Below are 1367 nucleotides of genomic sequence, written 5' to 3' on the forward strand. Positions count from 1 at the left end.
GCTAAGAACACCAGGATAATGGAAGGAGACTGCACCACTGAATTTCACAGGCATTCCACCACAGAAGTTCACACCATAAAACCAGGGGGTCAGAACATACAACTTTAGAAGCAGAGACTAACAAGAAGAGTCTCAAACAATGGGAAGACAAGAAACAATCCCCAAATCAAACAAAAAGCAGAAACTTCAGAAAGAATGTTAGATGAAATAGAGGCTAATCAACTATCAGATAGTGAATTCAAAGCACTGGTTATTATGAAGTTCAAAGAGCTCACAATCAGCTACCAGAAACTACAGGGAAGTTACAATGATCTCACTGTGAACTATATCAACATGAAAAAGGAAATGGAAACTATCAGCAAGGGACAAGAGGAAATGAAGAATACAATTTCCGAATTGAAGAACACAGTAGAAAGTTTCTAAAGTAGGATAGATGAAGCGGAGGATAGGATTAGTGAGTTGGAGGACAAGGTAGAAAGCATCTCACAGAAAGAGCAAGAAAAGGAAAAGAGGCTCAGAAAGAATGAAGAGGGATTAAGAGAAATGCAAGACAATATGAAACGTAATAATATACGAATAATAGGAATACCAGAAGGAGAAGAAGAAGAACAAGGGATAGAACACGTATTTGAACGAGTAATGAGAGAAAATTTTCCTAATTTGATAAGAGAAAAAGTCTCACAAATCCAGGAATCACAGAGAGTCCCAATCAAGAGGAACCCAAGGAGGCCCACTTCAAGACACATCATCAAAATGGCAAAATTCCAAGACAAAGAGAGAATCTTAAAGGCAGCAAGGGAGAAAAAAGAAGTAACATACAAGGGAGCCCCAATAAGGTTAGCTACTGACTTCTCAATGGAAACACTCCAAGCAAGAAGAGAATGGCAAGAAATATTCCAAGTAATGAGAACCAGAGGATTACAACCAAGGCTACTTTACCCAGCAAGGCTCTCAATCAAGATAGAAGGCCAAATAAAGAGCTTCCAAGACAAAAGAAATCTAAAGGAATTTGCTGCCACCAAACCAGTCCTACAAGAAATACTAAAAGGACTGCTTTAAGGAAAGGAAGGAAAAGAGAGAGACAGAGAGGAACACAGGTACAAAAATGGCAATGAATAAGTACCTATCAATAATAACCTTAAATGTAAATGGATTAAATGCTCCAATCAAAAGACACAGAATAGCTCAATGGATAGGAAAGCATGACCCACACATATGCTGCCTACAAGAGACCCACCTCAGGACAAAAGACCATCACAGACTAAAAGTGAAAGGCTGGAAACAAATTTACCAAGCAAACGAACAAGAAAAAAAAGCTGGGGTAGCAATACTCATATCAGACAAAATAGACTTCAAAAAGAGGGCCA

2 protein-coding genes are annotated in these 1367 nt (G+C 38.6%); both read left to right on the top strand.

Annotation, left to right across the window (positions count from 1 at the left end):
* Nucleotides 1-459: 459 nt before the first annotated feature.
* The gene (locus DVH29_RS16755; RefSeq protein ID WP_114647190.1) at nt 460-1059 is read left to right on the top strand and encodes an RBD-like domain-containing protein; all 600 of its coding nucleotides are present in this window, start codon (nt 460-462) and stop codon (nt 1057-1059) included.
* A 46-nt stretch (nt 1060-1105) separates the two neighbouring features.
* Nucleotides 1106-1367: endonuclease/exonuclease/phosphatase family protein (locus DVH29_RS16760; RefSeq protein ID WP_199562618.1), on the top strand; the 262-nt coding region annotated here is incomplete at its 3' end.

This window comes from Pelagibacterium lacus (assembly GCF_003345525.1).
GTDB lineage: Bacteria > Pseudomonadota > Alphaproteobacteria > Rhizobiales > Devosiaceae > Pelagibacterium > Pelagibacterium lacus.